Here is a 15213-nt window from a genome sequence, read left to right as displayed (position 1 = left end):
CGGTAATATTTGCAAAGTGCTGTTAAAAAAATTGAAGGCAAAGCGATGTGGTCTGAATATTCACTTGAAGTCGTCGACGCGGTAGCGCGCACCGGCAGTTTCAGCGCGGCGGCGCAGGAGCTGCACCGGGTGCCGTCGGCGGTGAGTTATACCGTGCGGCAGCTGGAGCAATGGCTGGCGGTGCCGCTGTTTGAGCGGCGTCACCGCGATGTGGAGCTGACGCCGGCCGGTGCGTTGTTTATCAAGGATGCGCGAGCTGTTATCAAAAAAATGCTCGACACCCGCCGGCACTGTCAGCAGGTGGCCAACGGTTGGCGCGGTCAGCTGAATATCGCGGTGGATATCATCGTCAAACCGCAGCGCAGCCGCCAGCTGGTACTGGATTTCTACCGCCATTTCCCCGACGTTGAGTTGATGCTGCAACCCGAGGTGTTCAACGGCGTCTGGGATGCGCTGGCGGACGGCAGGGCGGACATGGCGATCGGCGCCACGCGTGCGGTGCCGGTCGGCGGCGGTTTTGCCTTCCGCGACATGGGCTATATGAACTGGCTGTGCGTAGTCAGCCCGCAACACCCGCTGGCGCAGCTGGCGGGGCCGCTGCATGACGATCAGTTGCGGCCGTACCCTTCGCTTTGTCTGGAGGACACCTCGCGCAATTTGCCCAAGCGCGTCACCTGGACGCTGGATAACCAGCGGCGGCTGGTGGTGCCGGACTGGACGTCGGCGCTCGACTGTTTGTGCGCCGGGCTGTGCGTCGGCATGATGCCGGCACATCGGGCGCTGCCGCTGGTGCAGCGCGGTGAGCTGAAGGCGTTGCAGCTGCAGCAGCCGTTTCCCGCCAGCCCTTGCTGCCTGACCTGGCAGCAGGATAAACCGTCACCGGCGATGAGTTGGCTACTGGCGTATCTGGGCGATGGGGAGACGCTGAATCAGGAGTGGCTGAGCGAGGCGGCACCGGAAGCCGTGCAGGCTTCCGGCTCAGGGGATTAGCGGCGGTAGTCGATGAACGGGCCATCGGCGACCGAGCGGCGTTCGATCAGCTTCGGATGCACTTCGATCACCTGCGACTCTTCGCGCTTGCTGATGATGCGATCCAGCAGCATGGTGAAGGCCATTTCGCCCAGGCGTTCTTTCGGCTGATGAATGGTGGTCAGCGCCGGGGTGAAGTAGCGGGCGTTGCGCACGTTGTCGTAGCCGATTACGGAAATATCCTGCGGCACCCGCAGCCCCAGTTCGTCGGCGGCGCAGATGGCGCCCATCGCCATGATGTCGCCGCCGCAGAATACCGCAGTCGGCCGCTGTTTTTGCGACAGGATCTGGTGCATCGCCTTGTAACCGGATTCCGGCTCGAAGTCGCCCTGCACGATCCACTCTTCGCGAATGTCGATCTGCGCTTCCTGCAGCGCCTTCATAAAGCCTTGATGACGGCCGCCGCCGGTATTGCGCGACAGCTGGCCCGGGATGGCGCCGATATCGCGGTGGCCGCGTTCTATCAGGTAACGGCCGGCGAGATAGCCGCCTTCGAAGGCGTTATCGATGATGGTGTCGGTGAAGTCGCCGCGCGCCGCACCCCAGTCCATCACCACCATCGGGATGTTACGGTAGTCTTCCAGCATGCCCAGCAGCTGATCCGGGTATTCGGAACACATCACCAGCAGGCCGTCGACGCGCTTTTGCGCCAGCATCGCCAGGTAGGCGCGCTGTTTGTCCAGGTTGTTGTGCGAGTTGCACAGGATCAGGGTGTAGCCTTTGCTGTAGCAACTGTTTTCCACCGCTTCGATCACTTCGGCGAAGTAGGGGGCTTCACTCGAGGTGGCCAGCAGGCCGATCGACTTGGTGTGATTGACTTTCAGGCTGCGCGCCACGGCGCTCGGCGAGTAGTGCAGTTCTTTGATGGCGGCCCACACGGCCGCTTTGGTCTCTTCGGCGACGAAACGAGTCTTATTGATGACGTGCGAAACGGTGGTGGTGGAAACGCCCGCGCGTTTGGCCACATCTTTAATCGTTGCCATGTAAGGAATGACTCCTGAACTCACATGTTTACAGCATGTAAGTGTGATGTTAATCGTTTGCCTACGTAGATCCTTCTCCAGAGAAGCGAAAACTGAGTTTTTAGTGTGTTGAAGTCTTCAGCGCTTAATCAGGAGGGGCATGGATGCCGGTACGCAGTTGTGAACTGCGAATTTTGTCGCATATTGAGCAAAAGTGGAAGAGGTAATCGATATTATAAACCGGGAAATGATAACAAGATTTTATCGGCGAACTGTGGGAAAATGATTTGACGTACTAATTGTACGCCTTTTATCCTTAGGAAAGCCCATTTTAAAGGAGTTGTCATGGATACCGAATTGAAGATGTCGCTGTTCACCACCGTTTGCGCGCTGGCGGTCATTATCGCTTTCAGCTTCGTTGCCGCGTTGAACTGATTTCCCCCCGGCGCTAAAAAAGGCGCAGCTTGGCTGCGCCTCGTCACATCAGAAACCTGTGCTTACGCCAGGTTTTCCGCTGCGAAGGTCCAGTTGACCAACGCCCAGAAGTTTTCCAGGTATTTTGGACGCGCATTGCGGTAATCGATGTAATACGCGTGTTCCCACACGTCAACGGTCAGCAGCGGTTTGTCTTCACCGGTCAGCGGGGTTGCCGCGTTAGAGGTGTTGACGATCGCCAGCGCGCCGTCCGGTTTTTTCACCAGCCAGGTCCAGCCGGCGCCGAAGTTTTTCACGGCGGCATCGGTGAACTGCTCTTTGAACGCAGCGAAAGAGCCGAAGGACTTGACGATCGCCGCCGCCAGTTCGCCCTGCGGTTCACCGCCGCCCTGTGGCGACAGGCAGTGCCAGTAGAAGGTGTGGTTCCACACCTGCGCGGCGTTGTTGAACACGCCGCCGTTAGAGGTCTTGATGATCTCTTCGAGCGATTTGCCCTCGAACTCGCTGCCTTTCACCAGGTTGTTCAGGTTAACCACGTAGGTGTTGTGGTGTTTGCCGTAGTGGTATTCCAGGGTTTCGGCGGAGATGTGCGGCTCGAGCGCGTTTTTCTCATACGGTAATGCAGGTAATTCAAACGACATTGCTTCCTCCTTTACAGCGCCATGTGCTTCCCGCCGGGGCGGGAGCCGGATGGGCCGTTTTTTATTGTGGTCATTCAATCTTAACAATTTTCATCATAAAAAACAGGAGGAAAAGCGAGAAATGCGCGTGGGGAAGTGCGATGGGCGATAGCTTGAGCAGGCGGTTGCGACCGGGGCCGCAACCGCGCAGAGCGGGAAATTAACGAATGGTTTTCGGCGTCACTACGCGGCGTGCGCCGATGTAGTGGTTCTGCCAATAGTCGTTGTCGAGCTGGCTGATGCGGATCTCTTCGCCGGTGCGTGGCGACTGGATGAATTTGCCGTTGCCGAGGTAGACGCCGACGTGGTCCGCCACGCCGCGGTTGTTGATGCGGAAGAACACCAGATCGCCGCTTTCCAGCTCGCTTTTCTTGATCGGCGCCGCGTCACGCAGGTGATACATCTCGTTGGCGGTGCGCGGCATCTTGATTTTCACCACGTCTTTATAGGCGTAATAGATGAGGCCGCTGCAGTCGAAGCCGGTGCGCGGCGAGCTGCCGCCCCAGCGGTAAGGTTTGCCCATCTGGCCCATCAGCTTGGCCATCGCGGTCTGTTTGGCGTGCTGGTAGCGTTTCTTGTGCGCCGGGCTGAGTTTCAACGGCTTTTCTTCACGCGCCAGCTTGGCGGTGGCCATGCCGGCTTCGCGGTGGCGGCCATAGCCTTTTTTGTAGCCCTTTTTCGGCGGGGTGACTTTAATCTTGGCGGTTTTCTGCGCTTTGGCCTTGGGTTTGGCGCTGACGATCTTTTTCGCGCTTTTCTCGCTTTTGGCCTTGGCGGTCTTGGTTTTTTTCTCGGGAGCCGTCACTTTGGCTTTCTTGGCGGCTTTATCCGCTTTCTTTTTTCTGCGGTCATCGGGCCGCGCTTCATTGGCATGGCTTTTACGCTGCTCGGCGGCAATACGCGCCTGTGGCGCAGCGTGCGCCAAATTGAAGAAGAGCTGCGTAAACAGCAGCGCAAAGAGCGTAAGAATTAAACGCATGTCGACGTCACCAACCTTGGCCCCGAAACGGATATCGAAAGAGTTACAGTATTCCCGAATTTCGCCATATAAAACAGCGAAGAACTCAGAAATAATAATCCATATTGTGAGAAAACGTTAATGACATTTTTTTTGGTTTAAAATCAGCCTGTTGGTGTATGAAAAAACGTCAACCCATGGCGGATGGGATAATTAATCCGCGCCGTCGTCGCGGCGCAATATATTAGTGAAATGGTCGGATTAAAAATGTTATTCTCAACGTATGTTTTGACCGGAATGACGTGGCCGGTGAAACGCGATCGGCGGCGGGTGAATATCCTTGCAAAAGATGGCGTTTTCTTGCGACTGTTCCAGCCGCTACAATAGAGCGCGTGATGCATGTTGTAGCCATGAAATGTGGCTTGAGGAAGCAATAAATGACGACGACAATTGAAAAAATTCAGCACCAGATCGCTGAAAACCCGATTCTGCTGTACATGAAAGGCTCGCCAAAGCTGCCGAGCTGCGGCTTCTCCGCACAGGCTGTGCAAGCGCTGTCCGCCTGCGGCGAGCGTTTCGCCTACGTGGATATTCTGCAGAACCCGGACATCCGCGCCGAGCTGCCAAAATACGCCAACTGGCCGACTTTCCCGCAGCTGTGGGTTGACGGTGAGCTGGTCGGCGGTTGCGATATCATCATCGAAATGTATCAGCGCGGCGAGCTCCAGCAGCTGATCAAAGAGACGGCTGAAAAGTATAAAGCGCAGGAAGACCAGCAGTCTTAATCGACAGGCTTGCGGTTATCGCGTAACGGGCGGCGCCAGTGCAAACTGGGCCGCCTTTTTCATTGGTTTTATTCGGCGAGATCGGCGGCGGGCAGCGGCCAGCCGCCGAGGCGTTTCCAGCGGTTAACCAGCTCACAAAACAGCAGGGCGGTTTGCTCGGTGTCGTACAGCGCGGAGTGCGCCTGGCTGCTGTCGAACGGCATGCCGGCGGCGATGCAGGCTTTGGCCAGCACCGTTTGGCCCAGCACCAGGCCGCTCAGCGCCGCGGTGTCGAAGGTGGCGAACGGATGGAACGGGTTGCGCTTCAGCCCGGCGCGTTCTGCCGCGGCCATCAGGAAGCTGTGATCGAAGTTGGCGTTGTGCGCGACGATAATGGCCCGATTACAACCGCGATCCTTGAGCCCTTTGCGCACCGCTTTGAAAATGGCGTGCAACGCGTCATATTCGCTGACTGCGCCGCGCAGCGGGTTGTGCGGATCGATGCCGTTAAACGCCAGCGCCTCCGGTTGCAGGTTGGCGCCCTCGAAAGGCTCCACGTGGAAGTGCAGGGTTTCGTCCTGCTGCAGCCAGCCGTCTTCATCCATTTTCAGCGTCACGGCGGCGATTTCCAGCAACGCATCAGTATTGGCGTTGAACCCGGCGGTTTCAACATCTATTACTACGGGATAAAACCCACGAAAACGACCACTCAGGGCGTTAAGATCACTTTTCTCGGCCATCAGTTTCTTATCTTCATCGAATGCAGCGCGCATTATGGCAAATTTTGCGCCCGGTTGCAGGCGCTATCGCGCGGAGAATCAGCAGGGCGCGGGGCGCCCTGAAGGGGAGGCTTAGTGGCCGAGGCCCTGACCGGCGTGTTTGTTTTCGATCAGCTCGATTTTGTAACCGTCCGGATCTTCGACGAAGGCGATCACCGTGGTGCCGCCCTTCACCGGACCGGCCTCGCGGGTGACCTTGCCGCCGGCGCGACGGATGCTGTCGCAGGTGGCGGCGACGTCGTCCACGCCCAGCGCCAGGTGGCCGAAGGCGGTGCCCATGTCGTAGCTGTCGGTGCCCCAGTTATAGGTCAGTTCGATAACCGCGCCTTCGCTCTCTTCCGTATAGCCGACGAAAGCCAGCGAGTATTTGTACTCCGGGTTCTCACTGGTGCGCAGCAGGCGCATGCCTAATACCTTGGTGTAGAAGTCGATGGCGCGTTGCAGGTCACCGACGCGGATCATGGTATGGAGTAAGCGCATAATTCCTCTGAATTAACTGTGCCGTGGCAGACGGCGGGTGGATTGAAGCACAAGCGAGTATAGCCTTGTCCCGCAAGGAAATTCAATGTAACGACTGAGTGACAATGTCACATGTTGTCGTCATGCCGGTGATGCCTAATTATTGATCGAGCGTGCCGATCGATACGAAGTAATTGATCTGCACAATCAATTATCAATCCTGCGTGCAACCGTGTAAAAATTAAACGGCAGTATAAACAACACCAGGGAACAGCGGCCCGCCTTGTGCGGGCCTTTTTGCAAGCGGCGCATAAAAAAACGGCCATGCGCTTGCGTGGCCGTTGGGCGTCAGGACGGGTTACTTCGCCAGAAACGGATAGTCGGTATAGCCTTCGGCACCGCCGCCGTAGAAGCTTTCCGGCTTAGGTTCGTTCAGTGGTGCGTGCTGACGGAAACGCTCGACCAGATCCGGGTTGGCGATATAGCTGCGGCCGAAGGCTACCGCGTCGATGAAACCTTTTTCGATCAACGCTTCGGCTTTTTCGGCGGTGTAGGCGCCGGCGCCGACGATCACCCCTTTAAAGTGGGCGCGCACCGAGTCGCGGAAGGCGTCGGAATACGGTTTGCCGCCTGCCCAGTCCGGTTCGGAAATGTGCAGGTAGGCGATGTTGCGCTTGTTCAGCTCTTCCACCAGGTACAGCGCCGCTTCCTCCTGATCTTCCCCGTTGTCCAGACCGTTGAACGGCCCCAGCGGCGAGATGCGGATGCCAATATGTTCGGAACCCCATTCGGCGACCGCCGCGTCGACCACTTCCAGCGTCAGGCGGGTGCGATTCTCGATGCTGCCGCCGTATTGATCGGTACGTTGGTTGGAAGCAGGGGACATGAACTGGTGCAGCAGATAGCCATGGGCCGCATGCAGCTCGATGAAGTCGAAGCCGGCCTCGCGCGCGTTGGCGGTCGCCTGACGGAAATCGTTGACGATACCCGGGATCTCGCGGGTTTCCAGCGCACGCGGCGTGGAGGTCGGTACGCGCACCCAGGCGCCGGTTTCATCGCGTACGGTGGTGCGCGATTCGGCGTTGATCGCCGAAGGGGCGACCGGCGCTTGTCCGCCCGGCTGCAGGCTGTCGTGGGAGATGCGCCCTACGTGCCACAGCTGCACGGCGATGTGGCCGTTTTTGTCATGCACCGCCTGCGTGATGTTTTTCCATGCGGCGATCTGTTCCGGAGTGTGCAGGCCCGGTGCACCGGCGTAGCCTTTCGCCTGGAAAGAAACCTGCGTCGCTTCGGTCACGATCAGGCCGGCGCTGGCGCGCTGCGCATAGTATTCCGCCATCAGCGGCGTAGGAATGTCGCCCGGCTCGATGCTGCGCAGACGCGTCAGCGGAGCCATAAACACGCGGTTGGGCAGGGTGACGGCGCCAACTTTCAGCGGAGAGAGCAATTTTTCAGTCTTCATAGTGCATCCTGTATTTAATAGACCAGTCGTCTAGTAATGGGCGATAAAAAAACACGAACTGCATTTTTCAATAAAAAGAGATTGTTACCGTTACGGCTGCGGCGAGCGCAGCAGCAACTCGATGCTTTCCAGCGCGCTGGTCAACGGCGCCAACGAGCGACGGATCTTGGCGCGCAGCGAGGCGCCGAGCCACAGTGAATACAGCGTCTCTGCAGTCGCCGCCGGGCTCATGGCTACCGACAGCGAGCCCTCGGCGATACCGCGCTCAATAGCCGCCTGCAGGTGGCCAATCACGCGAGCGGTCCCGATTTCCAGGGCATGACGCATCGGTTCCGACAGATCGCTCACCTCGGCGGAAAGCTTCACCGCCAGGCAGGCGTTGTGGCACTCGCTGCGGCAATGGTAGCTGATGGCCTGGGCGTAATAGCCGAGCAGCTGGTGGCGGGCATCGCCGCGTTCGTCGGCGAACAGCGCCTGCATTTGCGCGTCATAGTGCGTGAAATAGCGTTGTAGCATCGCTTCGCCGAAGGCTTCCTTCGAGCGAAAATAGTGGTAGAACGAGCCTTTCGGCACGCCCGCGGTGGCCAGCAGCTCGCTCAGCCCCATGCCGGTAAAGCCAAGGCGCAGGCTGAGAGTTTCGCCGGTGGCGAGCAGATGTTCACGTGTGTCCACGTTGCAATGCGTTGATTTGGTCATCATGGTGCCGAGCATAATAGACCGATTGGTCTAGGTCAATGGGAATAAAAAAACCGGCGCACAAAACGCCGGTTGTCTGTAAACCATTGTGCCTCAGCGGCACGAGGAAGTTAAGCGCTTACGCCGCGCTGCGGCAACGCTGCAGGATATCCAACCGGGACTGATATTCGCGGGTTTGTACGTTCAGCATGCCCAGCAGGGTGTGGAACAGGTTATCCTGCGAAACCTCGTCTTGTTCCGCCAGCGCGTTCAGGCACTGGCGATCGATGCCGAAGTTGCGTTGATAATCTGCGGACATCCACATCAGGAAAGGCACGTGAGTTTGCTGACTCGGCGCGAAGACATAAGGCGTGCCGTGCAGATACATGCCGTTTTCACCCAGCGATTCGCCATGATCGGACAAGTAAACCAGCGCGGTATTGAACCTATCGTCATACTGCTGCAGCAGCTTGACGGTGGCATCGAGCATCGCGTCGGTATACAGAATCGAGTTGTCGTAGGTGTTCACCAGCTGTTCATGGCTGCAATCCTGAATCTGATTGCTGTTGCAGGTCGGCGTAAACGTCTGGAACTCTGGCGTGCTGCGACGGTAATAAGCGGGTCCGTGGCTGCCCATCTGATGCAGCACGATCACGCCGTCGTCTTTCAGGCTACTGATGTAGTCGTTCAGCTTGTACAGCAGCGCGTTGTCCATGCACACCTCGCCGTCACAGTCCTGCGGCAGTTTCAGCTTGGTCATGTCGATGTGCGGTACCCGGTCGCAAGCGCCTTTGCAGCCGCCGTCGTTATCGCGCCACAGCACGTTGACGCCGGCGTGCGCCAGCACGTCGAGCATGCCTTCCTGGTGCGCCGCCAGAGTCGCGTCGTACTCTCTGCGCGGCATGTTGGAGAACATGCAGGGCACGGAGATCGCCGTCTCGGTACCGCATGAGCTGGCGTTCTTGAAGTAGACCACGTCGTCCTGCTTCAGGCGCGGGTTGGTTTCGCGCGCGTAGCCGCCGAGGGAGAAGTTTTCGGCGCGGGCGGTTTCGCCTACCACCAGGATCACCAGCGTTTTCTTGGCCTGCCCGGCGATCAGCGGCCCTTTGCGCGCGTCTTCGCCGATTTTGACCAACGGCAGATTACGGGTGAAGTAACGCTGTTCGGTGAACTTGATAGAACCGGCGACGAAGTTGGAAGGCGTCAACATTTTCACCACGCTTTTATTGTTGCGGATCAGCGAAGCGTAGTCTTTGTAGAACAGGGCGGCGACGATCAGGATCACCACCAACGACAGCATGACGTTGGCGGCGCGCAGCCCGACCATATACCACCAGGGGCGAGTCTGGCGAATATGGGTGAAGCAGACCGCCAGCGCCGGCAGAATGCCGAGCAGCGCCAGCCACACCCCCATGCGCGGCGTCAGCAGCGCCGTCGCTTCCTGGGTATTGGTTTCGAAGGCGTTTTGCATCATGTTGCCGTCGATCACTACGCCATAGCTGTACATGAAATAGTTGGCTGCGGCGCTGCCGAGCAAGAAAAAGACGATCAGCGGCTTGCGCAGATAGGGCACGGTCAACACGCTGAAGATGATATTCAGCGCACAAAAGATCACCACCGGCATGCTGGCGGCGAAAATCACGCTGTGGACGCTATCGAAGGCGATATACGACCAGGCGCGATGCAGGAATAACGCGTTTTGAAACAGAGTGAAGAACAGGGCGGTGGCGAGGATAAAACCGAGGCTGTTGCACTGTAAGCGTTGACGTAACCACATTGCCAAATCTGGATCCTGAGAGTAGATAATGCCTTGAAATCTACCGGATGAAACTTAAGAAAACCTTAGAAATTCAGAATACTGGCGGCGGTGAACGCGGGGAAAACGCCAGGCCGGGCGGCCTGGCGGCGAGACGGTTTAGTAGGCGGCGGTGAACTGCGCGCGAATAAACTGAGGTTTTTCAATCTCATCAACGATAGCGACCGCCAAATCTTCCACCGAAATGCTGGCTGGTGCTTCGCCGTTCATCAGCAACTGCGTGGTGCCGAGGCGGAACTGACCGGTGCGTTTGCCCGGTTCCAGCAGGGCGGCCGGCGAGAGATAGGTCCAGTCGAGCGCCGATTCGTTGCGCAGTTTGTTGCGCAGATCGCGTACCGCCTGAGCGCCAGGGCGAATCTCTTCCGGGAACTGCGGCGTATCCACCAGTTCAACCCCCGGCGCCACTTCCAGGCTGCCGGCGCCGCCGACCACCAGCAGGCGCTTGACGCCGGCCTGTTCGACCGCGGTGAGGATCTGCTGGGCGCCGCGGACGGTTTTCTCATACAGGTGGTCTTCGCCCCAGCCGGGGTTGTAGGCGCTGATCACCGCATCCTGACCGCGCAACTGTCCCGCCAGCCAGGCGGTATCGGCAACGTCGCCCAGCGCGACGGTCAGATGGGCGTGCTCCGGCAAATCTTTGTTCTGGCGGGCGATCGCCGTCACCTGAATGCCGCGAGCCAGCGCTTCATCCATCACGCGGCGGCCAACAAAACCGGTTGCTCCAATAATGGCTACTTTCATCTGCATGCTCCTTCGGGGATGGGTCAATATCGTGAGGCAGGCCAGTGTGCCTGCTGCGTGGGTTCTACTCTAGCCCTTAACAATAGCCGTGATTAGTGCCATATTCATGCTTTCTTGATTAAGTAAAACTTCCTAATCGTGGATAAACTCAATCGAATGGCAGTATTCGCCACCGTAGTGGCGGAGGGATCGCTGGCCGGCGCCGCGCGGCGGCTGGGCATGACGCCGTCGGCGGTCAGCCAGCACATGCGCTCGCTGGAGAAGGCGCTTGGGGTGCCGCTGCTGCACCGTTCCACCCGTCGTCTGGCGCTGACCGAGGCGGGGGCGGCGTTTTACCCCGGCTGCGAGGCGATGTTGCAACAGGCGCAGCAGGCGGAGCAGCGGTTGGCCGAGCTGCGGGATACGCTGGTGGGCGAGCTGCGCATCGCTACCCCGGTCGGCATCGGCGGCCGCTCGCTGGCGGAGGCGTTGTCGCCGCTGTTGCAGGCGCATCCCAAGCTGACGCTACGGGTGCTGGCGGACGATCGCATCGTCGATATGATAGAACAGCGGGTCGACATTGCGCTGCGAGCCAATCGTCAACTGGCGGACGCCAATATGATCGCCCACCCGCTGACGGAATGGCCGATGGTGCTGTGCGCCGCGCCCCGTTATCTCAGCCAGCATGGGGTGCCGGAAAGGCCGCAGGATTTGGTGCAGCACCGCTGGATCTCCAGCGGCTACAGCGGGGCGCACCTGGACTTGCTGCATCAGTCCGGGCAGCAGGTCAAGCTGCGGCTGGCAGAAGGGCAGATCGTCAGCGAGAGCATGAACGTGATGCGTGCCTTTACCCGCGCCGGGCTAGGGATTTCCGTTCAGCCGCTGTATGAAATTGGCGACGAGTTGCAGCGCGGCGAGCTGTTGTTGCTGCTGCCGGAATGGCGGCCTGCGCCGCTCCGCTTGCACGCGCTGACCCTCGAACGCACCATGCCGGAGAAAAGTCGCCAGGCGCTGCGCTATTTGCGCGACTATTTTCGCCGCAATGGCGAAAAGGGACTTGCCAGCGGCGGCGATGGCGTCTTCAATTAGCAAGAGAATGCAGGAGGCCCCGTGGCGCAGCAGCTTGAATTTTTCGACATCCCCAGCCCGTGTCGCGGCATTTGCCAGGCCGACGATCGCGGTTTCTGCCGTGGCTGCCTGCGCAGCCGCGAGGAGCGCTTCGGCTGGATGAGCATGAGCGACGCGCAAAAGCGCGAGGTGCTGCGCCTGTGCCGTCAACGCTTCCTGCGCCTGCAGCGCGCCAATAAAGCCCCCGACGAGCCGTTGCCGGAACAGCCTTCGTTGTTTTAACCTTTCCTGATCTGCCGCACGTTCGCGCGGCTTAGCGCTTCCCTGGGCCTCACCGGCTTGTGTATGCTGGCTGACAACTAATGTCATGAGGTTTTCGCAATGGTAGAACGTATTCGTCTCGCGCCGCAGGGGCCTGAGTTTTCCCGCATGATTTGCGGTTACTGGCGGTTGATGGAGTGGGGCATGTCGCCGCAGCAGCTGCTGACGTTTATCGAACAGCATGTCGAGTTGGGCGTCACCACCGCCGATCACGCGGATATCTACGGCGGTTATGCCTGCGAACAGGCGTTCGGCGACGCGCTGCGCCTGAAGCCGGCGCTGCGCCAGTCGCTGGAGCTGGTGACCAAGTGCGGCATCGCCACGACCGCCAGGCCCGGCAACCCGATCGGCCACTACATCACCGACCGCGATCATATCGTACAGAGCGCGGAACAGTCGCTGCGCCATCTGCATACCGACTACCTCGATCTGCTGCTGATCCACCGCCCGGACCCGTTGATGGATGCCGACGACGTGGCCGAAGCCTTTGTCGCGCTGCACAAAAGCGGCAAGGTGCGCCATTTCGGCGTCTCCAATTTTACCCCCGCGCAGTTCCAACTGCTGCAGTCGCGCCTGCCGTTCACGCTGGCCACCAATCAGGTGGAAATTTCGCCGATTCATCAACCGGCCATTCTCGACGGCACGCTCGACCAGTGCCAACAGCTGCGCATCAAACCGATGGCCTGGTCTTGTCTGGGCGGCGGGCGCTTGTTCAACGACGCCGAGTTCCAGCCGCTGCGCGATGAGCTGCAGCGGGTGGCGCAAGAGATTGGCGCCGAGACCATCGAGCAGGTGGTGTACGCCTGGGTGATGCGCCTGCCGTCGTCACCGTTGCCGATTATCGGCTCCGGCAAGATTGAGCGGGTGCGTTCGGCGCTGAAGGCGCAGAAATTGGTGTTGAACCGCCAGCAGTGGTTCCGCATTCGCAAGGCGGCGCTGGGGTATGACGTGCCTTAAGGCGGAGCGGCAAGAGCAAAGCCGGGCGGCGCAAGCGCCCGGCTTTTTTTACGTTGGTCCTTAGGCCAACACCACCTGATCGGTGTTGAAGTGATCGAGCGAGACGCCGATCAGCGTTACCTGGCTGTTGCCGAAGGCCAGCACCAGATCGTCGTTTTGCTGCGTGGCGTAGTCGCGGATATTGCCGCTGGCGCCTTCGGTGCCGATAAACACCAGTTTATCGGTGGCGTTGAAGCCATACAGCTGGTCGTGGCCGAAATCGCCGCTGAACAGGAAGGTATTGCCGTTGCCGACGCCCTTCAGGATGTCATCGCCGCTGCCGCCGACGAAGGTCAGGTTGCCGCCGGCGTGGCCGATAAGCGTGTCGTTGCCGGCATTGCCGAACAGCCAGGCGTCGTGGCTGCGAGCCTGCAGGACGTCATCGCCGTCGCCGCCGGTGGTGGCGGCCGCATAGGCTTTGAGGCCCGAATCCGATTTCAATCCGGCGGCGGTCACCTGATGATCCACCTCTTTGCTGAAAATCAGCCAGGAGGTTTCTTTACTGCGCAAGGTGCTGATGTCGTCCGCCAATGTAATGCCGCCCTTGGCGTCGCGCAGGTAAAGCGTATTGCCGTCGTAGGCGACCTCGGTGTTTTTCAACGCCTGCTGGGTATCGAAGATATTGTGACCTTTGCCGCCGGCGATCAGATTATAGCCACCGGCGTCGCGGAAGATATCGTCGCCGTCGCGGCCCTCGAGATAGTCGTTGCCTTTGCCGCCCTTGATCAGGTCATTGCCGTCGCTGCCGATGATAAACGTCGGCCCGCTGTGGGTTTCCGCGTTGCGGTTCAGATCTTCCACCCAGGTATTGCCGCGCGTGACGTTCGACAGGTTGGAGACGATGATGGTCGAGTCTTTGTCGGTCAGCGAATAAAACTCGGAGTTCAGCACCCGCATCAGACCATCCTGATAGAAAAACGGCAGGTGGGACAGCCAGGTTGGAATGTTGAGGATGGAGAACGGCAGCAGGTTCCAGGCGTCCGACGCGTAGTGGTCGTTGAAGTTGACGATATTGTTGGTGGCGGAGGTATGCGGCGCATCGTGGACGCCCAGTGACGGCAGGGTCAGCGAAGTGCCGTCGAGCGCACGGAACACCGGATCGTTCTCATAGCCGATATTGATCACCTTGCCGCCGGCTTCGTACTGGGTCGGCGAGGCGAAGGCGACATAGTTGGACTGCGCGTAGAAACCACCCCAGTTGGCGTCGCTCTGCGCCGCCATGCTGTTGACCGCCAGTCCGCCGAGGCTATGGCCGCTAACCACCACGTCCTCGCCGCTCAGCCCGTGCGCCTGCGCGAATTTTGCCACGTCGCCCAGCAGTTGGCCGAAGGCCTTCAGCGTGTAGCCGTCGGCGTAGCCTTTCGGCCCGAACCCGGCCAACAGATCGTTAATCACATCGCCGATGGTATCGCCGATCAGCGTCTCGCGCGGGCCGCTGGTACCGCGAAATGAGATGCCAATGGCGGTGAGATTGCCTTCGCTGTCATATTTTCCCAGCACCTCGGCCTGCGCGGTGGTGTAACCGGCGGTTTCGCCGTAGTAGGTGCCGCGCGCATCGGTTTTACCGGCGTAGCCCAGCTGCGCGGCGCTGATGACCGACCAGCCGGCATTGTTCACCGCCTCCTGCGCGGCCTGTTCGGAGTCGGGGTTCCAGGGAAGGCCGGGCAGACCGCCCTGTGATTGGGTGCTGCCGATGAGCGCGGTGATCAGCGTCAGCGGCAGGCCCAACCCGAAACCGGTTTGGTGGTAGCCTTCATCGAAGCCGTTATCGATATTGTGGTAAGCGTAGGTAGAGATGGCCAAGGCGTCGGAGAACAGCGCCTTCGACGCGTTTTCGTCAAGATCCTTATAGCTAAAGATGCCCATATCAGTTCCTTATGAAGTATGCCGCCTGGCCTGGATGTGAACTCTCATGCGCTGGCGGTAGAAACAGGGAAACAACGTTAGCCGAACGACAGCTGGTCAGAGGACCAACATCGGTAAAATGATTATTAGCGCTAAATATTAGGCCTGCGAATCAAATTGGCGAGATTGTGCGTTGGTTAACAGTGCCGGCACTGGCTCTCCTATACTGATAACTCGATATAGT

Annotated in this window: 16 protein-coding genes; 6 read left to right on the top strand and 10 right to left on the bottom strand. The window is 59.2% G+C overall.

Annotation, left to right across the window (positions count from 1 at the left end):
• Window positions 1-45: 45 nt before the first annotated feature.
• Entirely contained in the window at window positions 46-990 is a 945-nt protein-coding gene (gene punR, locus ACRAWE_RS08615) for a DNA-binding transcriptional activator PunR (RefSeq protein WP_019455991.1), read from the top strand.
• On the opposite strand, the gene purR is transcribed toward punR, so the two are convergent.
• Window positions 987-2012 (bottom strand): HTH-type transcriptional repressor PurR, encoded by a 1026-nt coding sequence (gene purR / locus ACRAWE_RS08610; protein WP_063919363.1) that lies wholly within the window; start codon window positions 2010-2012, stop codon window positions 987-989. The two genes, punR and purR, sit on opposite strands and share 4 nt — an antisense overlap.
• Before the next feature lie 324 nt (window positions 2013-2336).
• Here purR and ACRAWE_RS08605 point away from each other — a divergent pair, with 324 nt between their 5' ends.
• Window positions 2337-2426 carry a YnhF family membrane protein gene (locus ACRAWE_RS08605; RefSeq protein WP_019455989.1) on the top strand — a complete coding sequence of 30 codons (90 nt, stop codon included), beginning with the start codon at window positions 2337-2339 and terminating at the stop codon, window positions 2424-2426.
• A gap of 62 nt (window positions 2427-2488) precedes the next feature.
• Here the strand turns inward: ACRAWE_RS08605 and sodB are convergent, their stop codons facing one another.
• Window positions 2489-3067, bottom strand: a complete 579-nt coding sequence (gene sodB, locus ACRAWE_RS08600; RefSeq protein ID WP_004931333.1) for a superoxide dismutase [Fe] — start codon at window positions 3065-3067, stop codon at window positions 2489-2491.
• Window positions 3068-3266: 199 nt separating this feature from the next.
• On the bottom strand, window positions 3267-4085 hold the full coding sequence (locus tag ACRAWE_RS08595; RefSeq protein ID WP_019455988.1) for a C40 family peptidase: 819 nt from the start codon (window positions 4083-4085) through the stop codon (window positions 3267-3269).
• A 416-nt stretch (window positions 4086-4501) separates the two neighbouring features.
• Between ACRAWE_RS08595 and ACRAWE_RS08590 the strand changes: the two genes are divergently transcribed.
• Entirely contained in the window at window positions 4502-4849 is a 348-nt protein-coding gene (locus tag ACRAWE_RS08590) for a Grx4 family monothiol glutaredoxin (RefSeq protein WP_019455987.1), read from the top strand.
• Window positions 4850-4917: 68 nt separating this feature from the next.
• Here the strand turns inward: ACRAWE_RS08590 and rnt are convergent, their stop codons facing one another.
• From rnt to ACRAWE_RS08560, 6 genes are all read right to left on the bottom strand, one after another.
• The gene (rnt, locus tag ACRAWE_RS08585) at window positions 4918-5601 is read right to left on the bottom strand and encodes a ribonuclease T (protein WP_019455986.1); all 684 of its coding nucleotides are present in this window, start codon (window positions 5599-5601) and stop codon (window positions 4918-4920) included.
• Between the two features lie 78 nt (window positions 5602-5679).
• Complete coding sequence (gene gloA, locus ACRAWE_RS08580; RefSeq protein WP_004931325.1) at window positions 5680-6087, bottom strand: lactoylglutathione lyase; 408 nt, start codon at window positions 6085-6087, stop codon at window positions 5680-5682.
• A gap of 337 nt (window positions 6088-6424) precedes the next feature.
• The gene (locus tag ACRAWE_RS08575) at window positions 6425-7528 is read right to left on the bottom strand and encodes an alkene reductase (RefSeq protein ID WP_019455985.1); all 1104 of its coding nucleotides are present in this window, start codon (window positions 7526-7528) and stop codon (window positions 6425-6427) included.
• Between the two features lie 90 nt (window positions 7529-7618).
• The gene (locus tag ACRAWE_RS08570) at window positions 7619-8239 is read right to left on the bottom strand and encodes a TetR/AcrR family transcriptional regulator (protein WP_019455984.1); all 621 of its coding nucleotides are present in this window, start codon (window positions 8237-8239) and stop codon (window positions 7619-7621) included.
• Between the two features lie 103 nt (window positions 8240-8342).
• On the bottom strand, window positions 8343-9980 hold the full coding sequence (gene eptA, locus ACRAWE_RS08565) for a phosphoethanolamine transferase EptA (RefSeq protein WP_063919365.1): 1638 nt from the start codon (window positions 9978-9980) through the stop codon (window positions 8343-8345).
• Between the two features lie 138 nt (window positions 9981-10118).
• The gene (locus tag ACRAWE_RS08560; protein WP_432525243.1) at window positions 10119-10760 is read right to left on the bottom strand and encodes an NAD(P)-dependent oxidoreductase; all 642 of its coding nucleotides are present in this window, start codon (window positions 10758-10760) and stop codon (window positions 10119-10121) included.
• Window positions 10761-10898: 138 nt separating this feature from the next.
• Between ACRAWE_RS08560 and ACRAWE_RS08555 the strand changes: the two genes are divergently transcribed.
• From ACRAWE_RS08555 to ACRAWE_RS08545, 3 genes are all read left to right on the top strand, one after another.
• Window positions 10899-11828: a LysR substrate-binding domain-containing protein gene (locus tag ACRAWE_RS08555; RefSeq protein ID WP_025159706.1), complete on the top strand. Its 930-nt coding sequence runs from the start codon at window positions 10899-10901 to the stop codon at window positions 11826-11828.
• Between the two features lie 21 nt (window positions 11829-11849).
• Window positions 11850-12089 carry a DUF1289 domain-containing protein gene (locus tag ACRAWE_RS08550; protein ID WP_019455980.1) on the top strand — a complete coding sequence of 80 codons (240 nt, stop codon included), beginning with the start codon at window positions 11850-11852 and terminating at the stop codon, window positions 12087-12089.
• 99 nt (window positions 12090-12188) lie between these two features.
• Entirely contained in the window at window positions 12189-13085 is an 897-nt protein-coding gene (locus tag ACRAWE_RS08545; protein WP_019455979.1) for an aldo/keto reductase, read from the top strand.
• A gap of 60 nt (window positions 13086-13145) precedes the next feature.
• Here ACRAWE_RS08545 and ACRAWE_RS08540 read toward each other — a convergent pair whose 3' ends face one another.
• Complete coding sequence (locus tag ACRAWE_RS08540; RefSeq protein WP_063919368.1) at window positions 13146-14990, bottom strand: polyurethane esterase; 1845 nt, start codon at window positions 14988-14990, stop codon at window positions 13146-13148.
• Window positions 14991-15213 lie beyond the last annotated feature (223 nt).

This window comes from Serratia sp. BFP-2025 (genome assembly GCF_050880365.1).
GTDB lineage: Bacteria > Pseudomonadota > Gammaproteobacteria > Enterobacterales > Enterobacteriaceae > Serratia > Serratia surfactantfaciens.
This window is presented reverse-complemented; position numbering and strand designations above follow the sequence as displayed.